This is a genomic window from Enterobacter sp. 301B (genome assembly GCF_003850715.1).
Taxonomy (GTDB): Bacteria; Pseudomonadota; Gammaproteobacteria; order Enterobacterales; family Enterobacteriaceae; genus Enterobacter; species Enterobacter intestinihominis.
In genome coordinates this window covers 27,058-36,244 of sequence record NZ_PQTC01000018.1, presented here as the reverse complement: position 1 = coordinate 36,244, position 9,187 = coordinate 27,058, and the positions used below count along the sequence as shown (strand labels likewise).

Annotated in this window: 11 protein-coding genes and 1 riboswitch; of the genes, 4 read left to right on the top strand and 7 right to left on the bottom strand. The window is 57.1% G+C overall.

Annotated elements, in window-relative coordinates; all coding sequences use genetic code 11:
* Positions 1–129 precede the first annotated feature (129 nt).
* Positions 130–1,131 carry a magnesium transporter gene (locus C3451_RS18260; protein WP_045623324.1) on the bottom strand — a complete coding sequence of 334 codons (1,002 nt, stop codon included), beginning with the start codon at positions 1,129–1,131 and terminating at the stop codon, positions 130–132.
* A gap of 60 nt (positions 1,132–1,191) precedes the next feature.
* A riboswitch (M-box (ykoK) riboswitch) is annotated at positions 1,192–1,361 on the bottom strand.
* Between the two features lie 158 nt (positions 1,362–1,519).
* Here C3451_RS18260 and C3451_RS18255 point away from each other — a divergent pair.
* On the top strand, positions 1,520–2,020 hold the full coding sequence (locus C3451_RS18255; protein WP_045622219.1) for a DedA family protein: 501 nt from the start codon (positions 1,520–1,522) through the stop codon (positions 2,018–2,020).
* A gap of 105 nt (positions 2,021–2,125) precedes the next feature.
* Complete coding sequence (gene agp / locus C3451_RS18250; RefSeq protein WP_045622221.1) at positions 2,126–3,367, top strand: bifunctional glucose-1-phosphatase/inositol phosphatase; 1,242 nt, start codon at positions 2,126–2,128, stop codon at positions 3,365–3,367.
* 31 nt (positions 3,368–3,398) lie between these two features.
* On the opposite strand, the gene C3451_RS18245 is transcribed toward agp, so the two are convergent.
* A complete protein-coding gene (locus tag C3451_RS18245) occupies positions 3,399–3,626 on the bottom strand; it encodes a YccJ family protein (RefSeq protein WP_022647674.1) in 228 nt (75 codons plus the stop codon).
* 18 nt (positions 3,627–3,644) lie between these two features.
* Positions 3,645–4,241 carry an NAD(P)H:quinone oxidoreductase gene (wrbA, locus tag C3451_RS18240; protein WP_022647675.1) on the bottom strand — a complete coding sequence of 199 codons (597 nt, stop codon included), beginning with the start codon at positions 4,239–4,241 and terminating at the stop codon, positions 3,645–3,647.
* Between the two features lie 391 nt (positions 4,242–4,632).
* On the opposite strand from wrbA, the gene C3451_RS18235 reads away from it, so the two are divergent.
* Positions 4,633–4,803 (top strand): general stress protein, encoded by a 171-nt coding sequence (locus tag C3451_RS18235; RefSeq protein WP_001273664.1) that lies wholly within the window; start codon positions 4,633–4,635, stop codon positions 4,801–4,803.
* 116 nt (positions 4,804–4,919) lie between these two features.
* On the top strand, positions 4,920–5,840 hold the full coding sequence (locus tag C3451_RS18230; RefSeq protein ID WP_045622222.1) for a DMT family transporter: 921 nt from the start codon (positions 4,920–4,922) through the stop codon (positions 5,838–5,840).
* A gap of 102 nt (positions 5,841–5,942) precedes the next feature.
* Here C3451_RS18230 and rutG read toward each other — a convergent pair whose 3' ends face one another.
* From rutG to rutD, 4 genes are read right to left on the bottom strand one after another with little or no spacing between them, the layout of a single operon-like run.
* Positions 5,943–7,259 carry a pyrimidine utilization transport protein G gene (gene rutG / locus C3451_RS18225; RefSeq protein WP_045622224.1) on the bottom strand — a complete coding sequence of 439 codons (1,317 nt, stop codon included), beginning with the start codon at positions 7,257–7,259 and terminating at the stop codon, positions 5,943–5,945.
* A 21-nt stretch (positions 7,260–7,280) separates the two neighbouring features.
* A complete protein-coding gene (rutF, locus tag C3451_RS18220) occupies positions 7,281–7,775 on the bottom strand; it encodes an NADH-dependent FMN reductase RutF (protein WP_023299762.1) in 495 nt (164 codons plus the stop codon).
* Positions 7,776–7,784: 9 nt separating this feature from the next.
* On the bottom strand, positions 7,785–8,375 hold the full coding sequence (locus C3451_RS18215) for a malonic semialdehyde reductase (RefSeq protein ID WP_022647679.1): 591 nt from the start codon (positions 8,373–8,375) through the stop codon (positions 7,785–7,787).
* Between the two features lie 9 nt (positions 8,376–8,384).
* On the bottom strand, positions 8,385–9,185 hold the full coding sequence (rutD, locus tag C3451_RS18210) for a pyrimidine utilization protein D (RefSeq protein WP_045622225.1): 801 nt from the start codon (positions 9,183–9,185) through the stop codon (positions 8,385–8,387).
* Between the last annotated feature and the right edge of the window lie 2 nt (positions 9,186–9,187).

The following is a 9,187-nucleotide window of genomic DNA, read 5'->3' as shown; positions in this document are numbered from 1 at the left end:
GAAGCGTGGCCGAGCGGTTGAAGGCACCGGTCTTGAAAACCGGCGACCCGAAAGGGTTCTAGAGTTCGAATCTCTACGCTTCCGCCAAATTCGAAAACCCTGCGATAGCAATATCGCAGGGTTTTTTCGTTATTCCAGCCCCAGCGTATACTGTGCGATTTTGAAGTAGATAATGAGCCCGGTACCGTCGATCAGCGTGGCGATAAACGGCGCGGAAACGACCGCCGGGTCGATTTTGCAACGTTTCAATACCATCGGGATCACCGATGAGACAATGGCGCTCCACAGCGTAATGCAGACCAGCGTCAGGCTGACGATAAGCGTGATTTCCATCCCAATGCCCATCATCCAGGCACGAACGCAGCCCGCCAGGCCCAGCGTGGCGGCAATCATTAACGAGGTGCTCATCTCTTTGCGCAGCACGCGACCCACGTCGCGAAGGTGGACTTCACCCAGCGCCATGGCGCGCACCAGCGTCGAGGTAATCTGCGTCCCGCTGTTTCCGCCGGTGCCAATCAGCAGCGGAATAAAGAACGCCAGCGCAATGGCGGATTCCAGCGCCTCTTCAAAATGCTGGATCACCGAGCTGGTATACGCTTCCGCGACAAACAGCAGCAGCAGCCAGACGGAGCGTTTCTTCCACAGGCTAAAGGCGCTGGTTTCCAGATAGGGCTTCTCCAGCGGCAGCGTTGCCCCCTGAAGCTGGGCATCTTCAGTAACGTCATCTTCCAGCAGATGGGCGATTTCACGCTCGGTAAGGCAGCCCACCAGCTTGCCGTGGGTCACCACCGGTACGACATCCGCACCTGCGTGCGCCAGCAACCCGGCGACATCCGCCCGCTCATCTTCCGGTTTAAGCTGGATAAAATCCGATATCATCAGACCTTTAACGGGCTGTACGGTATCCGTGGCCTGCAATAATTTACGTACGGCAATCAAACCCGCGAGGCGACCGTTGTCTTCGATAAAAATATGTGACGGAATATCATCATCTTTTAATTTTTCAAAGAACTGCTCGCGTGCCAGAGCCACGCATAATGAAATATCAATAACGATAAAATCGGTATTCATATATTGCGCGATGGCGCTGTCGTTAAAAGCCATATTTTGGTTGTGAATAGCGTAAGACATTGTAACTTCCCGTTGAATAATAAAATCTCTCAGGGGCGAGCAAGACAGGGCATGTCGGAAAGGAGATCCCCACGTCCTGGGTTCAGCACTGTACACCGTATCCCGTAAGGGAAGTTATACTGGCAAAGCCTTGATTCGACAGTGCCTGTTTTACCCTGTGCCGGTTCTCTCGAACCCACCAGAGCGATAACGTGTATTTGTACAGGAGCCTCGCCATAACGAGATCGTTGTAAAGCGTGAGGGATAATACGCTTATTTAAAATGGCTGCTGAGGAATTTTAATAATGTTTAAGTATGGTTTAAATGAATATTATTGAATGAATGTTGACGTTTTATTTAACTGTTTTCACTTCTAATGGGGAATTCTGATGTTACCGGGGAGAGTAAAATGGCATGGCTGGACACGCTGCTGGATCATTTTGCGCATTATCCAACGCATCTCTTCGCGTTGCTCGTTGTTATGGCACTGAGTAAATCAACGGTACTGATCTCTTCCGTGCTCCCGCCCGCATCGGTCATGCTGCTGGCGGGGATTGCCGTCAGCCAGTCGAGTATGCATCCGGCGCTGACGTGGCTGGCGGTGGTGATGGGCGCTACGGCAGGATCGGTGCTGAATTACCATATCGGCCAGCTGATGGGGCATACCCGGCGAGTGTCACGCTTCACGGCAAAACATGCCGGGAAGTTTTTGCGGGTACAGCGCCAGCTGCATAAAAATGGCCTGCTGGTGTTGTTCACCTCGCGTTTCCTGGCGGTACTGCGCTATATCGTGCCGCTGGCGGCGGGCATGCTCAGGCTGAGCGCGATAAAGGTTTACGCCATCAGCCTGCTTTCAGCCTGCGCATGGGCGGCGCTGTATGTCGGCATCGTCACCGGCATCAGCCTCTGAATCAGCGAGTCACGTATTCATCAGTTTGAGAAATGCTTCCCGAAAAACCTGTCACGAATCTGTCACACTCAATGCGACATTAAAAAAACGTGTGAGGAATTAGGGATGAGAAAAGCACTACTTGCAGTTGCCGTGGCAGGTACCCTTGCCGTGACCTTTGGCGCACAGGCGCAGGACACACCGGACGGCTATCAGCTGGAACAGGTACTCATCATGAGCCGCCACAACCTGCGTGCGCCGCTCGCCAATAACGGCAGCGTGCTGGAGCAGTCCACGCCGAAGCAGTGGCCGGAGTGGGACGTCCCGGGTGGACAGCTCACCACCAAAGGGGGCGTACTGGAAGTGTATATGGGTCACTATATACGCGAGTGGCTGGCAGAGCAGGGGATGGTGAAGACGGGTGAATGCCCGCAAGCGGATACCGTCTATGCCTACGCCAACAGCCTCCAGCGCACCGTGGCGACCGCGCAGTTCTTTATCACCGGCGCGTTCCCGGGGTGCGATGTGCCTGTGCATCATCAGGAAAAAATGGGCACCATGGACCCCACCTTCAATCCGGTCATTACCGATAATTCCCCTGAGTTTCGTGAGAAAGCGCTGAAAGCGATGGAGACAGAACGGCAGAAAATGCAGCTGGATGAAAGCTACAAACTGCTGGAGCAGCTGACAAACTATAGCGACTCGCCGTCCTGCAAGGAGAAAAAAGTCTGTTCCCTGACGGAGGCGAAAGATACGTTCAGCGCCGATTATGAAAAAGAGCCGGGCGTCTCCGGGCCGCTGAAAGTGGGTAACTCGCTGGTGGATGCGTTCACCCTACAGTATTACGAAGGATTCCCGGCAGACCAGGTGGCATGGGGGGAAATCAAAACCGATCAGCAGTGGCGCGTGCTGTCGAAGCTGAAAAACGGCTACCAGGACTCGCTGTTTACCTCGACGGACGTGGCGCAGAACGTGGCTAAACCGTTGGTGAAGTACATTGATAAAGCGCTGGTGACCGAACAGGCCAAAGCGCCAAAAATTACCCTGCTGGTGGGGCACGACTCCAATATTGCCTCGCTGCTGACCGCGCTGGATTTCAGGCCGTATCAGCTGCACGACCAGCAGGAACGAACCCCGATTGGTGGTAAAATTGTCTTCCAGCGCTGGCATGACAAAAACACTAACCAGGAGCTGATGAAAATTGAGTATGTCTACCAGAGTTCAGAGCAGTTGCGTAATGCCAGCGTGCTGTCGCTGCAATCTCCTGCGCAGCGCGTGACGCTGGAGCTGAAGGGCTGTCCGGTAGATGGCAACGGCTTCTGTCCGATCGATAAATTCAATGCGGTGATGAACAACGCGGCGAAATAGAAGAAAACCCCCGCGCGGGCGGGGGGAACATTCAGACGTTTTTACGTTCGATGGTTTGCTCGCCCCAGAACAGCGAGTCTTTGTCGGTTTTTTCGAAAGCGCGAACCAGCACTTCATCGTTGCCTTCTTCCCAAATCTGCTCAGCCAGCTTTTCGTCATACCTGGCGACTTCAAAGATGGCTTCTGCAATCTCCGGAGAGGTATTGCGTAAACTTGCCCATTCGCCCACGTGGTGAGCTTTGGATTCTTGAGTTGGCATACTTGTCCTCCTGTTGGGTTAGCCGTTCAGTTTTTTGGCAAGACCCGCGACGTATTCACCCTGATAGCGGGCGATCGAAAGTTCTTCATTGCTTGGCTGACGTGAACCATCCCCACCGGCAATGGTTGTCGCGCCATACGGTGTCCCGCCACGAACCTGGGAAACATCGAACAGTTCCTGCGCGCCGTAGCCAATCGGCACAATCACCATCCCATGATGTGCAAGGGTAGTCCAGGTTGAGGTGATCGTCTGCTCCTGGCCGCCGCCTGTGCCGGTAGAGCTGAACACGCTGGCCAGCTTGCCGTATAACGCGCCGGAGGCCCAGAGCCCGCCCGTCTGGTCGAGGAAGGTGCGCATCTGGCCGGACATATTGCCGAAGCGGGTCGGGGTGCCGAAGATAATGGCATCATAGTCCGCGAGCTCCTGCGGGGTGGCGACCTGGGCGTTTTGTGTTTTTCCCCCGGCTTTGGCGAAGGCTTCCGCCTGCATGGTTTCCGGTACGCGTTTAACCACAACCTCAACGCCGTCTACTCTGTTTGCGCCTTCTGCAACTGCGTGAGCCATGGTTTCAATGTGTCCATACATGGAATAATAGAGCACCAGAACTTTTGCCATTTTGCATCACTCCTCGTTGGTTTTTCTTACAGCGGATCGCTGCGTTACTTTAAAGATATGACATCACGGCCAGACTGCAAAAATGAACGGCATTTATTTGATATATAACAATATCTTTTCGTTATGTGCTTTGTAGCAAAATGAAACAACTTTAGCGGCGCTGATTTTTCAAAATATAAGAATGGCTTATGGATAACCTCCTCAATATTTCATACGAAAGGCTGAGATCATGTTGCAGAATATTACCTCTCGCTTGCCGGATAGCCGCATTACACTAAGCTTAGATTCACGCGGCACAGATAAAGGCACTGTCCTTGAGCCGCGAGGTGAAAGAATCCTCTTTTACTGAATGCAATATGATGTCTAATGTTTCACACTCTGGAGGTTAGAGATGGCAAACCATCGTGGTGGTTCAGGTAATTTCGCTGAAGACCGTGAAAGAGCATCAGAAGCAGGTCGTAAAGGTGGCCAGTCTAGCGGGGGCAATTTTAAAAACGACCCTCAGCGCGCATCAGAGGCTGGCAAAAAAGGGGGTAAAAATAGCCACGGCAGCAACAAGTAGTACGCCGGGTTAACTCTCTGCCGCCGGGTTTCCCGGCGGTTTTTTTATGTCTGCTACATTGAACTGTAATCAAAGGCATCGCACACTACAGGATTGATTCTTCGTGCTGGTGTCCCATGTCCGTTTCCCGTTTTACTTTCTCCATTAAGCCTCAGGAAGCCATCCTGATTTTGATCACCATGTTCTGGGGCGGAACCTTTCTTGCCGTTCAGTACGCGGTCACGATGAGCGATCCGTTTTTCTTTGTAGGGCTGCGCTTTGCAACCGCGGCGGTTGCCGTGGCGCTTATTTCGCTGAAAACCCTGCGCGGGTTGACCCTGAGAGAGCTTAAAGCGGGTGTCGCTATTGGCGTGGCGATTGCCATGGGCTATAGCCTGCAAACGTGGGGGCTTCAGTCTATCTCCAGCAGTAAATCCGCTTTCATCACCGCCATGTACGTACCGCTGGTGCCGCTGTTGCAGTGGCTGTGCCTGGGCAGAATACCGGGCCTGATGTCGTGCATTGGTATCGTGCTGGCGTTCATCGGCCTCATTTTATTAGCCGGGCCGGGAAATAATCTGCTGGCGCTGGGGCCGGGAGAGATCATCACGCTGGTGGGGGCCGTTGCCATTGCGGCAGAAATTATTTTGATTAGCGCCTGGGCAGGAAAAGTGGACGTCAAGCGGGTGACGGTCGTGCAGCTTGCCACCGCGTCGCTGGTGGCGTTCGCGACGATGGTGCCGGCAGGGGAGTCCGTCCCGCCGATGTCTACCGGGCTTATCGTCGTGGCGCTGGGGCTGGGCGTTTTTAGCGCCATTATTCAGGTCACCATGAACTGGGCGCAGCGCAGCGTATCTCCGACACGGGCGACGGTCATCTATACCGGTGAACCGGTGTGGGCGGGTATTTTCGGGCGACTCGCCGGGGAGCGTCTGCCGCTGCTGGCGCTGGTGGGCGCGGCATTTATTGTCGCCGGGGTGCTGGTGAGCGAGTTAAAGTTAAAAAAACGACGTAAGGCGACTGCCGGGTTGGGCACTGAACAAGGGGCAGATAGCTAACAACGCGCACGCTGTCCGTTTTGCCCGGCGGCGCTTCGCTTGCACAGGCCTACAATTGGCATGTAGGCCGGGTAAGCGTAGCGTCACCCGGCTATTTCAGGTTCAGGGGGTGATGGGTTCCGCTTGCGCTTCATCCCCTTTGCGGCGGCTAAGCAGGGCGTTGAGCAGGATCGCGCCGAAGGTCGCCGTGCCAATCCCGCCCACCGTAAACCCGCCCAGCGTCAGGGCGAAGTCGCCTGCGCCCAGCACCAGCGTGACCGCCACCATGATCAGGTTACCGTTCTGGCTCAGATCAACATGATTCTGCACCCAGATGCGTGCCCCCGCGACGGCAATCAGACCAAATACAACAATCGAGGCGCCGCCAATCACGGGTGCCGGGATGGTGTGGATCAATGCGCCGAATTTTGGGGAAAAGCCGAGCAGTATCGCCATCACCGCCGCCGCCACGAAGACCAGCGTCGAGTAGACTTTGGTCACTGCCATCACGCCGATATTTTCCGCGTAGGTCGTCACGCCGCTGCCGCCGACCGAGCCGGAGAGCATGGTCGCCAGACCGTCTCCCACAAACGCCCGCCCCATATACGGATCCATATTGCGCCCGGTCATTCCCGCTACGGCTTTCAGGTGGCCCAGGTTTTCAGCCACCAGGATCACCGCGACAGGCGCGATGAGCATCATCGCCTGAGCGTTAAAGGTGGGCGAGGTCATGTGCGGCATCCCGAACCAGGCGGCCTGGTGAATCAGTGTGAAATCAACCGGCTTGCCGAGACCAAACACGTTCGCCAGCAGCGCGTAGATCAGACAGGCCGCAATCAGCCCGACCAGGATCAGCAGCCGCTGGATCATCCCACGCGTAAAGACCGCCACCACACCGATGCACAGCACCGTAATCACCGCCATCCAGCTTTCAAACGGCGAGCCCGAAACGCTCTTCACTGCAATCGGCGCGAGGTTCAGGCCTATCGCCATCACCACCGCCCCGGTGACGACGGGGGGCATCATCCGCTCGATCCAGCGCGTGCCGACTTTCATCACCACCAGACCGGTCAGGGTATAGACCAGCCCACAGGCGATAATGCCGCCGAGGGCCACGCTCAGGTTGGGGTTAATGCCCTGACCGTTAAACCCGGTCGCTGCAATAACGACTCCCACAAAGGCGGCGCTGGAGCCCAGATAGCTGGGCACGCGCCCGCCGGTGACAAAAAAGAACAGCAGGGTACCCATACCCGACATCAAAATGGCGAGGTTAGGATCCAACCCCATCAGCATGGGCATTAGCACCGTCGCACCAAACATCGCGACCGCATGCTGCACGCCCATCACCATTGTCTGCCCGAGCGGGAGCCTTTCATCCGGCGCGACCACGCCTGCTTCTGTGGAGGTCGATTTCAACTGCCAGTGGGGAAGTCCGAACATGTTCTGTCTCCTGAATGCGGATTAACAGGCGGGTCGCATAAGTGCGTGATAGCCGCGGTCGAACCACACCAGCCCTTGCGGTGCCGGGTGGCGAACGATGGATACGATGTCGCAAAACAGAATGTCGTGGGTGCCGACGCTAACCACCTGGCTGATGCGGCAGTCGAACGAGGCCAGGGCATTTTCCAGACGTGGACAGCCCGTGTCGCCTGTCTGCCAGCGGGCAGCGGCAAAGCGTTCCGCCATCGGCGTTTTACCGCCAAACAGGTTGGATAATGGCTCCTGTCCGGCACTCAGCGTGTTAACGCACAGGGTGCGGTTCTCGCTGAAAATCGGCCAGACGGACGCGCCACGGTTGAGGCAAACCAGCAGAGTGGGCGGGGAATCGGTCACGCTGCATACCGCGCTGGCGGTAAAGCCCGCCATTCCCGCAGGGCCGTCGGTGGTGATGATATTGACCGCCGCACCGACGCAGGCCATGGCATCACGGAAGGTTTGTTGATCGGGTGTCGTCATGATGGCTCCTTACGCCAGCCCGCAGGCGTCTTCGAAGGTCAGACGCGGTAAGCGCCCATAGACTTTGCTCATATCGCCATAGCCGATGTTAATCAGCAGATTGCTTTTAAGCAGCGTGCCCGTGAAAAAGGCCGCGTCCACTTTTTCCCGGTCAAAGCCGGACATCGGCCCGGTGTCGAGCCCGAGCGCGCGGCAGGCGAAAATCAGGTACGCGGCCTGCATCGAGCTGTTGCGAAAGGCGGTCTCTTCCGCCAGTGCGGGGCTGGAGGTAAACCAGCTTCTGGCATCGCCGTGCGGGAACAGTACAGGCAGGCGCTCATAAAACTCGCTGTCCCAGGCGACAATTGCCGTGACCGGGGCGGTGAGCGTTTTCTCAAGGTTGCCGCTGGAGAGCGCCGGGCGCAGCTTCTCTTTTCCTTCCGGGCTTCGCACAAAGACAATGCGCGCCGGGGAACAGTTGGCGGACGTCGGCCCCCATTTCATCAGGTCATAAATCTCGCGCAGCGTCTCGTCACTGACCGGTATATCCAGCCAGCCGTTATGGGTACGTGCGCCGGTAAACAGCGTTTCCAGCGCGGCGGGCGTGATGGCTTCGCTCATTCAGGCTCCTTACAAAGCGGGTTCAGGGCTGTGCAGCAGGCTGGCAAGCCCGTTCAGCAGCAGCGTGTTAAAGATGTCCGGCGCGGTCACGTTGCAGGCATGCCCGCCCTGGCGCATGACCGTTTTGCGGGCGTGCGGGAGGGCGGCGTGCAGTTCCGCGGAGCAGAAGGACGGCACCAGCAGATCGTCGGTGGAACAGATAATCTGCACGGGGCAGCGAACGCGTGCAGCGTGGCGGCTGAAATCGGCCTGTTTCAGCGCATGCAGCCTGCGCAGCAGATTGGCTTTGCCCTGGAAATGGGCCAGCGCCAGCGCTTCCTCGGCCTCCAGCCGCGGAGCGCGGGCGGCCATCCAGTCTGCCGGGTAAAGAAACAGCGGCTGTGCCTCTACCCACGCCTGAGCCCCGCCCGCATGCAGCAGACGTTCGCGAACGTCAAAACAGCGTCGGGTATGGGCATTGAGGGTCAGCCAGCCGTTGACACAAACCAGCGCGGTGAGGGCGTCAGGCTTATCGATAGCCAGCCGCAGGCCGACCAGCGCCCCCAGCGCGTGGCCGACCACGCAGTAACGGGCGATCCCGGCCCCGGCTAACGCCAGTGCGAGCTCGTCAGCCATGTGTGCGAGGGTGTAGTCTTCCGGCAGGGTATCCGGGTTATTCCCCGTGCCCCGCTGGTCGTAGCACACCACCTGATACTCCTGCCCCAGCACGGCGAGCTGAGGCAGCCAGTAGCTCCCGCTGCCGCCGAGCCCGGCAATCAGCACCACCACGGGCGCGCCCGCAAAGGGGGGCGGGGAAATGGACAGTTTCATGG